The sequence below is a fragment of the Methylobacterium hispanicum genome, assembly GCF_022179285.1.
GTDB lineage: Bacteria > Pseudomonadota > Alphaproteobacteria > Rhizobiales > Beijerinckiaceae > Methylobacterium > Methylobacterium hispanicum.
In genome coordinates this window covers 40,340-56,165 of record NZ_BPQO01000001.1, presented here as the reverse complement: position 1 = coordinate 56,165, position 15,826 = coordinate 40,340, and the positions used below count along the sequence as shown (strand labels likewise).

At 72.0% G+C, this 15,826-nt stretch carries 18 protein-coding genes; 7 read left to right on the top strand and 11 right to left on the bottom strand.

All coding sequences use genetic code 11. The features are described 5' to 3' along the window. Window positions 1-10: 10 nt before the first annotated feature. Window positions 11-493 carry a GNAT family N-acetyltransferase gene (locus MFF56_RS00255; RefSeq protein WP_066920225.1) on the top strand — a complete coding sequence of 161 codons (483 nt, stop codon included), beginning with the start codon at window positions 11-13 and terminating at the stop codon, window positions 491-493. 61 nt (window positions 494-554) lie between these two features. On the opposite strand, the gene MFF56_RS00250 is transcribed toward MFF56_RS00255, so the two are convergent. The 3 genes from MFF56_RS00250 to MFF56_RS00240 are packed head-to-tail and all read right to left on the bottom strand — an operon-like array spanning window position 555 to window position 3,792. Then, complete coding sequence (locus tag MFF56_RS00250) at window positions 555-1,022, bottom strand: secondary thiamine-phosphate synthase enzyme YjbQ (RefSeq protein WP_066924667.1); 468 nt, start codon at window positions 1,020-1,022, stop codon at window positions 555-557. Then, complete coding sequence (locus tag MFF56_RS00245) at window positions 1,019-2,719, bottom strand: cisplatin damage response ATP-dependent DNA ligase (protein ID WP_066924666.1); 1,701 nt, start codon at window positions 2,717-2,719, stop codon at window positions 1,019-1,021. Before MFF56_RS00245 ends, MFF56_RS00250 begins: the two co-directional genes overlap by 4 nt. Further along, the gene (locus tag MFF56_RS00240) at window positions 2,716-3,792 is read right to left on the bottom strand and encodes a ligase-associated DNA damage response exonuclease (protein WP_238229294.1); all 1,077 of its coding nucleotides are present in this window, start codon (window positions 3,790-3,792) and stop codon (window positions 2,716-2,718) included. Before MFF56_RS00240 ends, MFF56_RS00245 begins: the two co-directional genes overlap by 4 nt. A gap of 62 nt (window positions 3,793-3,854) precedes the next feature. On the opposite strand from MFF56_RS00240, the gene MFF56_RS00235 reads away from it, so the two are divergent. Then, complete coding sequence (locus MFF56_RS00235) at window positions 3,855-4,835, top strand: class I SAM-dependent DNA methyltransferase (RefSeq protein ID WP_066919008.1); 981 nt, start codon at window positions 3,855-3,857, stop codon at window positions 4,833-4,835. 62 nt (window positions 4,836-4,897) lie between these two features. Then, window positions 4,898-5,668, top strand: coding sequence for a YoaK family protein (locus MFF56_RS00230; RefSeq protein WP_238229293.1), 771 nt, complete (start codon window positions 4,898-4,900; stop codon window positions 5,666-5,668). Window positions 5,669-5,680: 12 nt separating this feature from the next. Here MFF56_RS00230 and arfB read toward each other — a convergent pair whose 3' ends face one another. After that, a complete protein-coding gene (gene arfB / locus MFF56_RS00225) occupies window positions 5,681-6,112 on the bottom strand; it encodes an alternative ribosome rescue aminoacyl-tRNA hydrolase ArfB (RefSeq protein WP_066919704.1) in 432 nt (143 codons plus the stop codon). Between the two features lie 26 nt (window positions 6,113-6,138). Beyond that, a complete protein-coding gene (locus MFF56_RS00220; RefSeq protein ID WP_066919702.1) occupies window positions 6,139-6,414 on the bottom strand; it encodes a BolA family protein in 276 nt (91 codons plus the stop codon). 125 nt (window positions 6,415-6,539) lie between these two features. Between MFF56_RS00220 and MFF56_RS00215 the strand changes: the two genes are divergently transcribed. The 4 genes from MFF56_RS00215 (at window position 6,540) to cobT (ending at window position 10,832) form a co-directional block, all read left to right on the top strand. Continuing rightward, window positions 6,540-7,151 carry a J domain-containing protein gene (locus MFF56_RS00215; RefSeq protein WP_066919700.1) on the top strand — a complete coding sequence of 204 codons (612 nt, stop codon included), beginning with the start codon at window positions 6,540-6,542 and terminating at the stop codon, window positions 7,149-7,151. Between the two features lie 275 nt (window positions 7,152-7,426). Continuing rightward, on the top strand, window positions 7,427-8,410 hold the full coding sequence (gene cobS / locus MFF56_RS00210; RefSeq protein WP_066926649.1) for a cobaltochelatase subunit CobS: 984 nt from the start codon (window positions 7,427-7,429) through the stop codon (window positions 8,408-8,410). Window positions 8,411-8,426: 16 nt separating this feature from the next. Beyond that, window positions 8,427-8,921, top strand: coding sequence for a DUF29 domain-containing protein (locus MFF56_RS00205; protein WP_066926652.1), 495 nt, complete (start codon window positions 8,427-8,429; stop codon window positions 8,919-8,921). A 6-nt stretch (window positions 8,922-8,927) separates the two neighbouring features. Then, window positions 8,928-10,832 (top strand): cobaltochelatase subunit CobT, encoded by a 1,905-nt coding sequence (gene cobT, locus MFF56_RS00200; RefSeq protein ID WP_066926650.1) that lies wholly within the window; start codon window positions 8,928-8,930, stop codon window positions 10,830-10,832. A 176-nt stretch (window positions 10,833-11,008) separates the two neighbouring features. Here the strand turns inward: cobT and MFF56_RS00195 are convergent, their stop codons facing one another. The 6 genes from MFF56_RS00195 to MFF56_RS00170 form a co-directional block, all read right to left on the bottom strand. Continuing rightward, on the bottom strand, window positions 11,009-11,467 hold the full coding sequence (locus MFF56_RS00195; protein ID WP_066918846.1) for a nucleoside deaminase: 459 nt from the start codon (window positions 11,465-11,467) through the stop codon (window positions 11,009-11,011). Window positions 11,468-11,518: 51 nt separating this feature from the next. Continuing rightward, the gene (locus MFF56_RS00190) at window positions 11,519-12,586 is read right to left on the bottom strand and encodes a spore photoproduct lyase family protein (RefSeq protein ID WP_066918844.1); all 1,068 of its coding nucleotides are present in this window, start codon (window positions 12,584-12,586) and stop codon (window positions 11,519-11,521) included. 55 nt (window positions 12,587-12,641) lie between these two features. Further along, on the bottom strand, window positions 12,642-13,379 hold the full coding sequence (locus tag MFF56_RS00185; RefSeq protein ID WP_066918842.1) for an SHOCT domain-containing protein: 738 nt from the start codon (window positions 13,377-13,379) through the stop codon (window positions 12,642-12,644). A 120-nt stretch (window positions 13,380-13,499) separates the two neighbouring features. Beyond that, entirely contained in the window at window positions 13,500-14,108 is a 609-nt protein-coding gene (locus tag MFF56_RS00180) for a nitroreductase family protein (RefSeq protein WP_066918840.1), read from the bottom strand. A 34-nt stretch (window positions 14,109-14,142) separates the two neighbouring features. Then, window positions 14,143-15,066, bottom strand: coding sequence for a penicillin-insensitive murein endopeptidase (gene mepA / locus MFF56_RS00175; protein WP_066918838.1), 924 nt, complete (start codon window positions 15,064-15,066; stop codon window positions 14,143-14,145). Between the two features lie 136 nt (window positions 15,067-15,202). Continuing rightward, window positions 15,203-15,820, bottom strand: a complete 618-nt coding sequence (locus tag MFF56_RS00170; protein WP_066918836.1) for a ParB-like protein — start codon at window positions 15,818-15,820, stop codon at window positions 15,203-15,205. Window positions 15,821-15,826: the final 6 nt, after the last annotated feature.

Here is a 15,826-nt window from a genome sequence, read left to right as displayed (position 1 = left end):
CCGTGACGCCATGCTGATCCGCCGCGCCCGCCCCGAGGATGCCGACGCGCTCTGGTCGATCCTGGAGCCCGTGATCCGTGCGGGCGAGACCTACACGCTCGACCGCGACATGGACCGGGCGGCGGCGCTGGCCTACTGGTTCGCCCCCGAAAAGGAGACCTTCGTGGCCGAGGTCGACGGGGTCGTCCTCGGCACCGCCTACATCCGCCCGAACCAGGCCGGCGGCGGGCGGCACGTCTGCAATTTCGGCTTCGTGACGGGCGCGTCGGCGACAGGCCGCGGCGTGGCGCGGCGGATGTGCGAGCACGCGCTGGAGCTCGCCCGCTCGCGCGGCTACCGCGCGGTGCAGTTCAACTTCGTGGTGAGCACGAACGTGCGGGCGGTGCGCCTCTGGCAATCGCTCGGTTTCGACATCGTCGGCCGCCTGCCCAAGGCCTTCGCACATCCGAGCCAGGGCGACGTGGACGCCCTGGTGATGTACCGGACGCTCTGACACGTCCCGGATCCCAAAGGTCGAGAGCTTTGGCGGGTCCAGGGCGGAGCCCTGGAATCCCTCAGCTCCCCACGGCGCTCAGCACGACTTGCCGCCGGTGCGGGTGGTCGCGATGCTCGATCAGGTAGATCCCCTGCCACGTCCCGAGCGCCAGCCGGCCGCCCGCGACCGGGACCGTCAGCCCGGAATCGGAGAGCAGGGTGCGGATATGGGCCGGCATGTCGTCAGGACCCTCGGCGCCGTGGACGTAGCCGGCCCCGCGCGGGGCGAGGTTGTCCAGCGCGCTCATCAGGTCGGTCTGCACGTCCGGGTCGGCGTTCTCCTGGATGGTCAGCGAGGCCGAGGTGTGGCGGCAGAACACGTGGACGAGCCCGTCCCGGATGCCGCTCTGGCGGACGAAGGCGGCGACCGCCTCGGTGAAGTCGGTGAAGCCCTGGCCCGGCGTGGCGATGGTCAGGCGCGCGCCCGCCCGCCGCTCGACCGCGCCCGCCGAGAAGTCTTCGATCCCGCCGATCCGGCCCTGTCTCATCGCGTCTCCTCCAGCGTCTGGCCCGGCGCGATCTCGCGCTCGCCGCGGGCGAGGATGCGCTCCAGCACGTCGATCCGGTCGGCCTCGGCCGGAGGCTTGTCCCAGCGGATCCGGCTGACCCGGGGAAAGCGCATCGCCACGCCCGACTTATGTCGCGTCGAGCGCTGCACGCCCTCGAAGGCGATCTCGAGCACGAGCCCGGCGTCGCGGCCGTAGGCGACCTCGCGCACCGGCCCGAAGCGCTTGGTGGTGTGGTTGCGGACGTAGCGGTCGAGTTTTTGCAGTTCCGCGTCCGTGAAGCCGTGATAGCACTTGCCGACCGGCACCAGCTCGTCGCCCTCCGGCCCCTCCCGCCAGACCCCGAACGTGTAGTCCGAGTAGAAGGACGAGCGCTTTCCGTGGCCGCGCTGGGCGTACATCATCACCGCGTCCACGATGTGGGGCTCGCGCTTCCACTTCCACCAGGGCCCCTTGGGGCGGCCCGGCAGGTAGGGGCTGGAGCGCCGCTTCAGCATCACGCCCTCGATCGCGTCGGCGTCCTCCCCGGCGCCGACCGAGGCCGGGTCGGCGCGGGCCGCCGCCAGCTCCGCCCAGTTCGCGAAGGGCACCACCGGCGAGAGGTCGATGCGGGCGTGATCGAGGCGGCCCACGAAGGCTTCGAGGTGGGCGCGGCGGGTCTCGAACGGCTCGACCCGCAGGTCCGCGCCGTCCGCCGCCAGGATGTCGTAGGCGCGCACATGCGCCGGGAACTCGTCGAGCAGCTTCGGGGTGACGGCCTTCCGGTTGAGCCGCTGCTGCAGGACGTTGAAGCTCTGCACCCGGCCCTCGCGCAGGATCAGCAGCTCGCCGTCGAGGCTGCCCGTGAAGGTGATCGCCTCGGCGAGATCCGGGAACGCTCCGGTGATGTCCTCGCCGGTGCGGGAATAGACCCGGGCGACCTGGGCGCCGTCCCGGTCGCGGCCGCCGACGAGCTGGACCCGGATGCCGTCCCACTTCCACTCGCCGGAGAAATCCTCCGCGTCGAGCCGGTCGAGGTCGGCCTCCTCCTCGATCGGGTGCGAGAGCATGGGCGGCCGGAACGGGGCCGGGTTCAGGGTCTCGGGGCGCTCCCCCTTGCCCTCGACCCAGGCGAAGAGCCCGGCAAACGGCGGGGTGAGCCCGTGCCAGACCTCCTCCACCGCGTCGGCCTCGTGGCCGCCGAGCGCGCCCACCGCCGTCTTGGCCAGACGCGCCGAGACGCCGACCCGGAGGTTGCCGGTGACGAGCTTCAGCAGCGCCCAGCGCCCGGTCTCGTCGAGCGCGTCGAGCCAGTGGGCGAGGTGGGCGGGCAGGTCCTTCTTGGCCGTGGTGCCGAGCGTCTCCACCACCTCGGCCAGCGTCGGCGGGGGCGGGTTGTTGTGGCCGAGCCCTGCCTCCCCCGCATCCGGCCCCGGCCAGATCAGCGCGGTCGTCTCGGCGAGGTCGCCCACATAGTTGTGCGAGAGCCGGAACAGCACCGGATCGACCCGCTCCTCCACCAGCGCCCGGATCAGGGCGGGCTTGGCCTCGCGGAAGCTCAAGGTGTCGGTCATGGCACCCAGCGCGTAGCCGCGCTCCGGGTCCGGGGTCCGGGCGAAGTAGTCCTGCAGCAGGCGCAGCTTCGCGTTGCGGCGCGGCTCGTAGGCGAGGCGGTCGAGGAGTTCGGCGAAGGCGTTCACGCGGCGGCCTCCTCCGGGCCGGCCCCATTGTCGGGTCCAGGACCGGCTTCGGGCGCGGGCTCGGCCTCGCCGTCGTCACCGTAGCCCAGCAGGTGCAGGGGCTTGGCCCGGATGCCTTGCGTGCCGCACCAGTGCACCAGCGCATCCTCCTGCCCGTGCGTGACCCAGACCTCGCCGGCCCCGGTCTCCCGGATGGTGCGGCAGAGGTCGGGCCAGTCGGAATGGTCGGAGATCACCAGCGGCAGCTCGACGCCCTTCTGGCGCGCCCGGGCGCGCACACGCATCCAGCCCGAGGCGAAGCAGGTCACCGGATCGGGAAACTTGCGCGACCACAGGTCCTGGATCGCGGAGGGCGGGCAGAGCACGATGGCGCCGTGCAGGTCCTTGCGCTCGGCCGCCACGACCTTCGGGGTGTCGCCGAGCGGCACGCCCTCCTGCTTGTAGAGTTCGGTCAGCTTCTCCATCGCCCCGTGCAGGTGGATCGGCCGGTCCCAGCCCTCCTCCCGCAGCAGCGCCATCACCCGCTGCGCCTTGCCGAGCGCGTAGGCGCCGACGATGTGGGCGCGCTCGGGGAAGAGCCGCACGGACTCGAGCAGGCGCCGCACCTCGCCGCGCGTGTCGGGGTGGCGGAAGACCGGCAGGCCGAAGGTCGCCTCGGTGATGAAGACGTCGCAGGGCACCACCTCGAAGGGCAGGCAGGTCGGGTCCGGCGCGCGCTTGTAGTCGCCCGAGACAACCACCCGCACGCCCTCCCGCTCGATCGCGATCTGGGCCGAGCCCAGCACGTGGCCGGCCGGCGCGAACCGCACCGTGACCTCGCCGATCCGGATCGGATCGCCGAGCGCCGCCTCCTGGCGGGTGCCGCAGAACTCGGCGCCGTAGCGCACCGCCATGATCCGCAGGGTCTCGGGCGTCGCCAGCACCCGGCCGTGGCCGGCCCGCGCGTGGTCGGCGTGGCCGTGCGTGATCAGCGCGCGGGGCACCGGCCAGGTCGGGTCGACGTGGAAGTCGCCGAGCGGGCAGTAGAGCCCTTCGCGGGTGAGGGTGAGGAGGTCGCTGGCGCGGAGCGGCATGATGGTCCGTGTCTGGGCGCCGGTATATAGGGCGCCCGTCCCGCCCCGTTCAGCACGCCCCGATGTCCCAGCACGCGTCCCAGCACTCCTCCGGCGACCTGCTCGCCGACCGCCGCTACGTCTACGCCGAGGCCTGCCTGGCGGAGGGCGACGCCCTGGGCGCCGCCGAGATGGCCGAGCAGGCGATCGAGCGGGCGCCGCGCTACGCCCCGGCCTGGCTGCTGCTGGGCCGCGCCCGCGAGAGCCTGCACGCCGCGACCGGGGCCGAGGAGCAGTTGCGCGCCGCGCTCGACGCCTTCGAGACCGCCCACGGCCTGGACCCCGAGGACCGGATCGGCGCCGGCCTGCACCGGGCCCGGCTCGGCGGGGGTGACGCCGCCCTGTCGAGCGCCTACGTGCGCGCCCTGTTCGACGGCTACGCGGGCCGCTTCGAGCGGCACCTCATCGAGGGGCTCGGCTATCGCGGCCCGGCCCTCCTGCGGCAGGCCCTCGACGCGGTGCCGGACACGCCCGCGCGCTTCGCGGTCGTGCTCGATCTCGGCTGCGGCACCGGACTGATGGGAGCGGCGATCCGCGACCGGGCGGGCCATCTCGGCGGCGTCGATCTCTCGCCCGCGATGCTCCGGCTCGCCCGCGCCAAGGGCTGCTACGACCGCCTCGCGGAAGGCGACCTCGTCCCGTTCCTGGCGGGCGAGCCTGGGGCTTGCGCCGATCTCTGCCTCGCGGCCGACGTGTTCATCTACCTCGCCGATCTCGGTCCCGTGCTGGCGGGCATCGGCCGCGTGCTGCGCCCGGGCGGGCTGGCCGCCTTCACGGTGCAGTCTCCGGACGAGGCGGCGGCGGGAGACCCGGTGGACGCCGCGCGCCTGGGCGCGGACGGGCGCTTCGCGCACCCCGACGCCCATCTAGAGACGGCGGCGCGCGGCGCCGGGCTCGCGACCGCGCTGCGCATCCCTGCGGCGATCCGGCGCGAACGGGGCCGGGATGTTCCGGGCCGGGTCATCGTGCTGAGGAAAAACACATCGTGTTTCCACGAACACTGAACCATTGCCGTCTTTCGCGCTTATCACGCGGTTCCCAAGACGTGTGACAAAGGAAAGAGCGCATGACGGAGACGCGCAAAGAGGCGCCGGCGGACAAGTCGTTCCCGGCAAGCCCCACCACGCGCATCCCCTTCGCGGTCGCGCTGGCAGTGCTCGCGGGCTGCGCCGACTCGATCGGCTTCCTCGAATTCTCGCAGCTCTTCATGTCCTTCATGTCGGGCAACACCACGCGCTTCGGCGTCGCGGTGGCCAACAGCGACTGGGAGAACGTCACGCGCGTCGCCAGCACCATCATCGTGTTCTGCTTCGGTGCGTTCCTCGGCACGCTGCTCGCCGCCCTGTTCGGGCGCTGGCGGCTCGCCGCGCTCCTGACGATCGAGGCGGTCCTGCTCGGGCTCGGCCTCTTCATGCCCTGGGGCACCTACGCCTACCCGCTGCACGCCTACCCGATCATCCTGGCGCTCGGCCTGCAGAACGCGATCCTGCAGGATGACGGCGGGCGCAGCCTCGCGCTCACCTACGTCACCGGCGCGGTGGTCCGCTTCGGCACCGGCCTCGCCAACCTGCTGATGGGATCGGTCGCCTCGTCGTTCTGGATCCAAGCGCCGCTCTGGGGCGGCCTGAGCTTCGGGGCGATCATGGGCGGCGTGCTGCAGCTGCGCTACGGCGAGACCGCCTTCCTGGTCCCGGCGGCCCTGGCCGCGCTGCTCGCCCTCATCGCCCTCGTCCTCACGATCGCCAAGCCCGGCAGCGAGCTGGTCTCGGGCTTCTCGCCGGCCCCCGACGCCGCGCCGAGCTCCAAGCCCGTCGCGAAGGCCAAGGCGCTCGCCTGAGGCGCGGCGGCCTCAATCCTCCCCGGGGCCGCCGCGCATGCGCTTGACCGCGCCGCGGCGGTTCTTGGCGTCCAGGCGGCGCTTCTTCGAGGCGAGCGTCGGCCGGGTCGCCCGCCGCGGCGTCGGCGGCACCGCGGCCTCCGCGACGAGCGCGGCGAGCCGCTCGCGGGCGTCCTCGCGGTTGCGCTCCTGGCTGCGGAAGCGCTGTGCGTTGATGACGATCACCCCGTCCTGGGTGAGCCGGTGGCCGGCGAGCCGCATCAGCCGCACCGCCACCGCGTCGGGCAGCGCGCGCGAGCGGCGCGCGTCGAAGCGCAGCTGGACCGCCGTGGAGACCTTGTTGACGTTCTGTCCGCCGGGGCCGGAGGCGCGCACGAAGCTCTCCTCCAACTCATCGTCCGCGATGGCGATCTGAGGGGTGCAGACCAGGGCCACGATCGCCATATCTCCGTTGGGGCTCGGGTGCCCGGTCAGGCCGCCTCGCCGGGCGTGCGCGCCTTCAGTGCCAGGGCGTGGAGCCCACGTTTGAACGCCTCGTCCATCAGCCCGTTCACCAGACGGTGACGCTCCACCCGACTCTTGCCCTCGAAGGCCGCCGAGACGACGTCGAGGCGGAAATGCGTCTCGCCGCCCTCGCGCCATCCGGAATGGCCCGCGTGCAGGTGGGACTCGTCCACCACATCGAGCCGCGTCGGCGCCAGCTGCGTCCGAAGCGTCTCCTCGATCCAGTCCCGCAACGTCGCCATCGGCTGAAAACCCTCGATTCCCGGCGGAGGCGCCGGCGGCCGGTCCGTCAACCCCGATCCACCGCATGCGGCATCAGGCCCGCCGGCCTTGTGTCTCCGGTCCGCCCCCTCATAATCGCCCCGTCATGGATCTCAACTCGCGCCTGTTCGACAGCATCCGGATTAAGCCCTCCTGCGACGACGCGAAGGAGACCGGGCCCGTCTGCGAGACCCCGGGCTGCGGCCGGCCGGGGCTCTACCGCGCGCCCAAGGGCCGCAAGGCGGAGGGCCAGTACTGGCGCTTCTGCATGGACCACGTGCGCGCCTACAACGCGACCTACAACTACTTCGACGGCATGAACGACGCCGCGGTGCAGGCCTACCAGAAGGACGCCATCATCGGGCACCGGCCGACCTGGGCGATGGGGGTGAACAAGACCGGCGCGACCAAGCCGAAATCGGAGCCGCAGCGCGACTGGGCCTATGTCGATCCGCTGGGCATCCTGCGGGCGGAAGGGCTCGGGGAGGCCCGCCGCAAGGCCGAGCCTCAGCGCCCGCGCCACTCGGCCACCGTCGCCAAGGCCCTCGACGTGATGGGCCTCGACGAGACCGCCGACGCCACCGCCATCAAGGCGCAGTACAAGGTGCTGGTGAAGCGCTTCCACCCGGACGCCAACGGCGGCGACCGCTCCTTCGAGGACCGCCTGCGCGACATCATCCGCGCCCACGACGTGCTGCGCGGTGCCGGGCTCTGCTAGGGCGCCCTCGGCCGGAGCAGGCGGGGACGGGATCGGCACGAAGGATGCACCCGCCGCGCGTCGCTATCGCGCGGTGCGGGCGGACAACGGCGGCGGGCTCCCTATATGGAGGTGATCCCGGACGTCGCGTCCCGCGTGCCGCCGCCCCCTTGGCGCTCCGCCGCGACGACGGCTAAGGAAGGCCGGCACCGCGGCTTGTCCGCGGCCCGCCCGGTCCGAGAATCCGCGAGGTCATCCGGCACCCGCCGTCGGAGCCCGCCCCCACGAGGTCCCGTATGCTCTCTGACGACAAGCCCGCCGCGATGCCCGACCGCCACGTCTCGGTCCGCGAGGTGTTCGGCATCGACCTCGACCTCAAGGTGCCCGCCTTCTCGGAAGCCGACGAGCACGTGCCGGATCTCGACCCGGACTACATCTTCGACCGCGAGACCACGCTCGCCATCCTGGCGGGCTTCGCCAAGAACCGCCGCGTGATGGTCACGGGCTATCACGGCACCGGCAAGTCGACCCATATCGAGCAGGTCGCCGCTCGCCTGAACTGGCCCTGCATCCGGATCAACCTCGACAGCCACGTCTCGCGCATCGACCTCGTCGGCAAGGACGCGATCGTGCTGCAGGACGGCCAGCAGGTCACCGCCTTCCAAGACGGCATCCTGCCCTGGGCGCTGCAGAACAATGTCGCGCTCGTCTTCGACGAGTACGATGCCGGCCGGCCCGACGTGATGTTCGTGATCCAGCGCGTGCTGGAGGTGTCCGGCCGCCTGACGCTCCTCGACCAGAAGCGGGTGATCCGCCCCCACCCCGCCTTCCGGCTCTTCGCGACCGCCAACACGGTCGGCCTCGGCGACACGTCGGGCCTCTATCACGGCACCCAGCAGATCAACCAGGGCCAGATGGACCGCTGGTCGATCGTCACCACGCTGAACTACCTGCCGCACGACCGCGAGGTCGACATCGTGCTCTCGAAGGCGACCCACTATCAGGGCGACCAGGGCCGCGACATCGTCAACCGCATGGTGCGCGTGGCGGACCTCACCCGCAACGCCTTCATGAACGGCGACCTCTCGACCGTGATGAGCCCCCGCACGGTGATCACCTGGGCGGAGAACGCCGACATCTTCCGCGACATCGGCTTCGCCTTCCGGGTGACCTTCCTGAACAAGTGCGACGAGCTGGAACGGACGCTGGTCGCGGAGTTCTACCAGCGCGCCTTCGGCAAGGACTTGCCCGAAAGCGCGGTGAACGTCGCGCTGAGCTGACCCGATGGAGGACGCGATGGCGCCGCCGGCCCCGACCCGCGAGGACGCCCCGCCGGCCCCGCGCGCCGAGGGCCGGACGCGCTGCGCGGACGACCTCTACACCTGGGTCCAGGAGCAGGTGGCGCTGCTTCGCGCCGGCCGGGTGGAAGCGCTCGACCTCGACAACATCGCCGAGGAGCTGAGCGACGTGGGTTCGGAGCAGTACGACAAGCTCGAGAGCGCCATCGACGTGCTTCTGGCCCACGCCCTCAGATGGGACCACCAGCCCGAGCGTCGGACCCGGAGCTGGTCCCTGACCATCGCCGAGCAGCGCGTGCGGATCGACCGGCAATTGCGCCGGAACCCGGGTCTCAAGTCGCGTGTCGGCGAGGCGATCGAGGACGGCTTCCGGCTTGCCCGGTTGCGAGCCGCCCGCGAGATGCGGCGTTCCCCCAAGACCCTGCCCGCGGAGTGTCCCTACAGCTGGGACGACATCCTGAACCGTCCCTTCGAGTACGAGGCCGACCGGTAGCCCCGCATGTCCATCTCCAACCGCAAGCCCGGTGAGCGCCGCGAGCCCGTGGCCGAGCCCCTGAAGCGCTCGGTGGCGGGGTGCCTGCGCGCCATCGCGCGCCGCTCCGAGATCGAGGTGACCTACGCCACCGACCGGCCGGCGCTGACGGGGGACAAGGCGCGGCTGCCCGAGCCGCCCCGCAAGCTCTCCGCCCACGACGTCGCGGTGCTGCGCGGCAACGCCGACTCGATGGCGCTGCGCCTCGGCTGCCACGACGTCGCCGTCCACCGCCGCCTCGCGCCCGAGAACGCGCCGGCCCGCGCGGTCTACGACGCGGTCGAGCAGGCCCGCGTCGAGGCGATCGGCGCGCGCCGGATGGCGGGCGTCGCCTCGAACATCTCGGCGATGCTGGAGGACCGCTACCATCGCGGCGGCAAGTACGAGACCATTACGGATCGGGCCGACGCGCCGATGGAGGACGCCGTCGCGCTGATGGTGCGCGAGCGCCTGACGGGGCAGGCGCCGCCGGCCGCCGCGCAGCGCATCGTCGATCTGTGGAGGGACCACGTCGAGGCCAAGGCCGGGCGCAACCTCGACGGGCTGCTGGGTTCCATCGAGGACCAGCGCGCCTTCGCGCGCTCGGTGCGCGACCTCCTCTCCTCCCTCGACATGGCGGACGAGACGCCCTTCGACCCGGAGGACGACGAGACCGACGAGGAGGGCGAGGCCCAGGACAGCGACCAGAGCCCGCAGGAGGGCGAGGCCGAGGAGCAGTCCCAGGGCGACCGCGCCGAGATCGAGACCTCCGAGGAGGCCTCCGATGAGATCGAGGAGGGCTCGCAGGAGGCCGCCGACGCGCCCTCGGGCGAATTGCCCGACGAGGCCGAGGAGGCCGATTCCGAGGAGGCCGGCGAGTCCTGGCGCCCGCCGCAGCGGGCCGACAACACCCCGCGGGGGCCCGAGTACAAGGTCTTCAACGCCCGCTTCGACGAGGTCATCCACGCCGAGGATCTCTGCGATCCGGACGAGCTGGCGCGGCTGCGCACCTATCTCGACAAGCAGCTCTCGCACCTGCAGGGCGTGGTCGGGCGCCTCGCCAACCGTCTGCAGCGGCGGCTGCTCGCCCAGCAGAACCGCGCCTGGGACTTCGACCTGGAGGAGGGCCAGCTCGATCCGGCTCGCCTCGTCCGCGTGGTGATCGACCCGTTCCAGCCTCTCTCCTTCAAGCAGGAGAAGGACACGAATTTCCGCGACACCGTCGTCACGCTGCTCCTCGACAATTCGGGCTCGATGCGCGGCCGGCCGATCACGGTGGCGGCGACCTGCGCCGACATCCTGGCCCGCACGCTGGAGCGCTGCGGCGTCAAGGTCGAGATCTTGGGGTTCACCACCCGCGCCTGGAAGGGCGGCCAGAGCCGCGAGGCGTGGCTCGCCGCCGGCAAGCCGCCGAACCCGGGCCGCCTCAACGACCTGCGCCACATCGTCTACAAATCGGCGGACGCCCCCTGGCGCCGCGCGCGCAAGAACCTCGGGCTGATGATGCGCGAGGGGCTTCTGAAGGAGAACATCGACGGCGAGGCGCTGGACTGGGCGCACAAGCGCCTGCTCGGCCGCCCCGAACAGCGCAAGATCCTGATGGTGATCTCGGACGGCGCGCCGGTCGACGATTCGACCCTGTCGGTCAATGCCGGCAACTACCTCGAGCGGCACCTGCGCTGGATGATCGAGGACATCGAGACGCGCTCGCCCGTCGAGCTGCTCGCCATCGGCATCGGCCACGACGTGACGCGCTACTACCGCCGCGCCGTGACGATCATCGACGCGGAAGAGCTCGGCGGCGCGATGACCGAGAAGCTCGCCGAGCTGTTCGAGGAGGACGGCGCGGCGTCACCGGCGCGCGGCCTGCGGGCCGCGGGCGGGCGACGGTAGGGCGCGGGTCCCCTCTCCCATAGGGAGAGGGATAGGGTGAGGGGTATGACACTCCCAGAGTAGGCGGCGCCCTGAACGCGCGTCGATGCCGAGCGCCGTCCTGAGACGTCATACCCCTCACCCCGGCTTTCTGCGAAAGCAGACCTCTCCCTATGGGAGAGGGGGCGCGGCGCGGTTCACCCCCGCTTCTTCGCCGCCCAGGCCGGGTAGGGGCTCTCCCCCTCCGGCCTCCGATGCTCCAGCCGCATCGGCTGTTCGGCGAGCGGGCGGCACAGCTCCGCGTAGATCGTCGCCGAGCCCGCCCCGTAGGTCTCGGCCTCCTCGGCCGCGTAGGCGAAGTAGCCCGCGCGAAAGCCCGCGAGCCGCATCGCCGCGTGGCACATCGGGCAGGGCTGGCCGCTCGCGTACATCACGCAATCCGAGAGGTCGCGGCTGCCGAGCAGGCGGCTCGCCTCGCGCAGGGCCACCATCTCGGCGTGGTCGCTCGGGTCGTTCGTGCGGTGGACCGTGTTGGCCGCGCGGGCGAGCACGGCGCCCTCCCGCACGATCACCGCGCCGTAGGGCGAGCCGCCCTCATCCACGTTCCGGCGCGCGATCGCGACCGCCTCGGCGATATGGGCTGCGTGGTCCGTCACTGGTGCTCTCCCGTCCGATCCCCGCGCCAACGCGGCCGCCCGAGCCGCGGTTCAGAACGCGTAGCGCACGGTGCAGTCCGGCAGGGTCTCGGCCAGGAGCGCCTTGAAGCGGGCGAGCCAACGGCCCTTCCAGCCGGCCCGGTAGCGCACGTTTTCGCCGCCCCCTTCCGAGACCTTCGTCTCCTGGATGTCGGGCCGCCAGAGCAGCGCTTCCGCCTTCGGGTGCCAGCCGAGATTGACCTGATGCAGCCCCGCATTGTGCGTCAGCATGATGATCTCGCACCGGAGCTGCGCGCGGGCGCGGGCCGAGAGGCCGTCCGCGATCTGCTCGAACAGCGTCCGCCAGTCGGCCTCCCAGCCCTCGTAGAGGATCACCGGCGAGAAGTTGGCGTGGACCTCGTAGCCGGCGGCCACGAAGTCGTCGATCGCCGCGATCCGCTCCGGGATCGGCGCGGTGCGCACGTCCACCACCCGGGCGATCTTGTCCGGCATCAGCGAGAAGCGGATGCGGGTCTTGCCCTGCGGATCGTAGCCCAGCAGGTCGCGGTTCACCGCCTTTGTGGCGAAGGAGGCCTTGGCGTTGGGTAAATCTCGGAACAGCGCCACGAAGTCGCGCACGCCCTCGGTCAGGGCCGCATCGACCGAGAGGTCGCCGTTCTCACCGATATCGTAGACCCAGTGGGCCGGATCGATCTGGTCGGGCTCCGGGAGCCGGCCCTGCTTCCGAGCGTGCCGCGCGATCGCCGCGCAGGCGGCCTCCGTGTTCACGAAGAGCGAGATCGGGTTGGAGAAGCCCTTGCGGCGCGGCACGTAGCAGTAGGCACAGGCCATGGCGCAGCCGTTCGAGGTCGAGGGCGCTATGAAGTGGGCGCTGCGCCCGTTCGGGCGCATGGTGAGCCCCTTCTTCACCCCGAGCACCAGCGTCGAGCGCTTGAGGCGCACCCAGTCCTCCACTGAGCCGGCGTTGCCGTGCAGCTCCGGGATGTTCCAGTGGGAGGGGACGAGGATGCGCTCGGCGTCCGGAAAGCGCGCCAGGATCTCGGCGCCGCGCCGGTGATCCGGCACGGCGGCCTCGTGGTAGATCCGGCGGATGTCGAGCAGGTCGCGGGTCAGGGCCAAGTGAGGTGCCGGGGCCGGCGGCCGGGCCGGCCGCGGATCCGATATGGCGCCCCGATCAGAGGCGGGCGAGCAGCTCCGCCTTCTTATCCGCGAATTCCTGATCGGTCAGAACGCCGCGGCCGTGCAGCTCGGCCAGCCGCTCGATCGTGCCGAGCACGTCGCCGGACAGCGGGCCCGCGGGGCTCGGAGCATGAGCCTGCGGCGCCGCGGACGGGGCGGACGCCATCTCGGCCGCGGGCTGGCGCGCGGCCTCGGCGCCGATCCGGCGCAGGTGCTCGACAGCGACTGCGCCCTGCGGGCCGGAGAAGCTGAGGGCGCCGTTCGCCTGCGAGACGCCGGAGATGTGGTGGTCGCCCGTGTCGTAGAGCGCGACGCCCGCGCCCGACTCGATCGCGAGGCGCCGGCTCTCCGGAAAGTAGGCGTAGCGCAGCCCGTTCTGCGAGCCGGTGCTCGCGGGGTGACCGAGGTCGGCCGGCCACCACGTGCCGCCGCCGCGCTGGCTCTCGGGCGCGCCGCCCGCCGACCAGCCGCCCGGCGGCAGCGCCGCGGCGAGCTCGGTGCAGAGGCCGGAGACCCGCGCCTTGAGGTCGGTGTTGAACATGTCGCCGACCATGATCATGCCGCCCGCCGACCACTGGCCCATGCCGCCGAGGTCCGGATGGTCGAACTGTGCCATGTTGCCCTGCCCGCGCTCCAGCGCGTGCATCAGGTGGCGCACGGCGTCGAGGCCGACGCCGTAGCGGTCGGCCACCGCCTGCAGCCCGGCGGCGTGGTCGGGTCCTTCGTTGGTCATGGATTCCGGCTCCGGAGCGCCCGTCTGGCCTTGAATCCTGCCCCGACTCGCCGAGCGCTTGCAAGCGCCCGACACGACTTTCCGTTCACGGACCAAAGACTTGCCGCGTCGCAGCGCGGTTCACCCCGCCTTCGGGAAGGGCCCCGCATGGGTGAAGTCGCCGATCGGGCGGCGGCCGTTCGGGGTCTCGCGGGTCCGCTGCTCCTCCGTAAGGTCGTCCCAGGCGACCATGCGGCCCACCGCGTAGGCCGCCTCGATCCGGTGGTGCTCGGGCAAGTTCAGCGCCTCGGGTGCCCGCGCATGGTCGAAGCCCCCCATGCCGTGGGCGTGCCAGCCCTGGCGGACCGCCTGGAGCTGGAAGGCGAGCGAGGCCGCGCCCGCGTCGAGCGAGTGGCTCCACGAGGGCTTGAGCTCGTCCCCGACCTTCATGCGGCTGTTCGAGACCAGGAACAGGAGCGCGCCGGTATCCTGGGCCCATTTCTGGTTGGCCGGCACGAGGAGGCCCAGGAAAGTCGCCCAGTTGGCGTCGTCGCGCAGCGCGTAGAGGAAGCGCCAGGGCTGCGAATTGTAGGAGGAGGGCGCCCAGCGCGCCGCCTCGATCATCCGCATCAGCTCGGCTTCCGGCACCGCCTCGCCGGTGAAGTGGCGCGGCGAGCGGCGCGCCAGGAAGAGCGGATCGATGTCGTGGTCGGGCCGGCGGGGCGTCGGCCCGGTGGTCGATTCGGTCAAGGTCGGTCTCCGGTGGCTGCGCGATCGGTCCGGCTCAGGGCGCCTTCAGCACCGCCCGGCAGGCGGCGGGGAGCGCGGCCAGCGTCATCGGGGGCCGCGGCTTCGGCTTCACCTTCGGGGGCTTGGGGTTCAGCACCGCGTCGCTGAACCAGTAGGCCAGCTCCTCGCCGCAGCCGTCGCCGGGCGGGGGCGGCGCCTGGTCGTCGCAGGCCCCCTGGCCGGCCGGGCAGGCGAGGCGGATGTGGAAATGGTAGTTGTGCCCGTACATCGGGCGCACCTTCGAGAGCCAGCGGCTACCACCGGCCTCGCGGCAGAGCGCCCGCTTGATCGCCGGATTCACGAAGATGCGCGCCACCTCGGGCTGCTCGGCGGCGAGCCGGATGATGCGGTGGTGCTGCTGGGTCCAGACCTGCGGGTCGATGTCGAGCCGGTCGGCGCGCACCACGTTCGTCGCCGACATCTCCTCGCGCTCGGCCCGTGTGAGGCGGCGGTCGGGCATCGGGGTGAGCCAGATGTCGGCGTCGAGGCCGAGCTGGTGCGAGGCGTGGCCCGTCAGCATCGGCCCGCCGCGCGGCTGCGACATGTCGCCGACGAGGAGCCCCGGCCAGCCGACCCGCGGGGCCTGGCCCGCCAGCCGCTCCAGGAAATCGACGAGCGGCGGGGTGCCCCACATCCGGTTGCGCGAGAGTCGCATCACCTGCCAGGTCGCCCCGTCCACCGAGAGCGCCTCGCCGCCCGAGAAGCAGCCCTTGGCGTAGGAGCCGTAGGCGTGCGCCGGCCCCCCGGTGGGCCCGGTGGCGCGGCCGAACAGGGCCTTGGCGGGGGTCGCGGGATCGTCCGGGTTGGCGAGCGGCGGCAGCGGTTTCGGGGTCAGCGTCCCCCGGTCCTGCGCCTGGAGCGGGCCGCCGGCCAGGAAGCTGAGGGCGGCGGCGAGAACGAGGCGCGGCGTGATCGGCATCGAGGCTCCGTCTAGCGGGTCGAGCGGGCAGGCGTCGAGAGCGTGCGCGCGGCGGACACCTTGCCGGCGCAAGCTTGCCGTAGCGTGGTGCCGCGGCGGGGCATTTTTCGGGCGCCCCGCCCGCCGGCCGGGGCCGTCAGGCCGTGACCGGCCCGCACCAGCCCGGTAGGTAGCCGGCATCCTCCGACTTGGCGAGCTGCAGCGCCCGCTCCAGCGCCGAGGGGAAGTCGCCCTCGACCTGCTTGGCCTTCATGGTCCGGCGCAGGAAATCGGCCCAGAGGAACTCGCTGAAGGGCGTGGTGTCCTTGGCGAAGCCGCCGGCCCGGCGCAGCTCGCCCGCGAGACTGCGGAACGGGTCGTCGGCGAGGTCCGCGACCGCCTTCGGGATCGCCTTGAAATCCTGCCGGACGCCCTCGGCGTCGTAGGGGTGAGCCCAGGACTTGTGGTCGCACACGGTCCAGAAGGCGTCCTTGTCGAGCTTGTGCAGTTCGGCCACGACCGTGACCAGCACCGCCTCGACGCCCTCCAGCTGGAGCGCGCGGGCGAGGTGGTGGTGGTCGATGAGGTAGTGGCGCTTCTTCGGGCCGAGCAGCGTCGGGATCATGTGCGAGCCGAGGAACTTCTCCTTCTTCTCGGAATCGTGCTGGCGCCAGCGGCGGCGCTTCTCCTCGACCTCGCGGTAGCCCACGGTCATCTGCGTCGGGCGCAGGTCTGCGATCGGCACGAGGGTGAGGATCGGTTCGCGCGGTGCCATGATGGG